At 42.2% G+C, this 211-nt stretch carries 1 protein-coding gene; it reads left to right on the top strand.

Annotation, left to right across the window (positions count from 1 at the left end; all coding sequences use genetic code 11):
- Positions 1 to 211: serine hydrolase (locus IQR33_RS34585; RefSeq protein WP_228014175.1), on the top strand; the 211-nt coding region annotated here is incomplete at both ends.

Here is a 211-nt window from a genome sequence, read left to right as displayed (position 1 = left end):
TAAGGGGAGTTTAGTCACCAACGACACAATTTTTGAACTCGGCTCTATCAGTAAAACTTTTGCTGCTACTTTGACTGGGTACGCCCAAGAAAAAGGTAAGCTAGACATGGATGACAAGGTCAAAGATTATATTCCAGAATTAGAGAATAGTGCTCTGGGTAATACCAAGCTAGTTAATGTCGCCACCTACACTGCAGGTGGTCTACCATTG

This window comes from Vibrio sp. OPT46 (genome assembly GCF_015163535.1).
In the GTDB taxonomy this organism is placed as follows: Bacteria; Pseudomonadota; Gammaproteobacteria; order Enterobacterales; family Vibrionaceae; genus Vibrio; species Vibrio alginolyticus.
The sequence above is the reverse complement of the archived record's forward strand: the minus strand, read 5'-3'. Positions and strand labels throughout refer to the sequence as shown.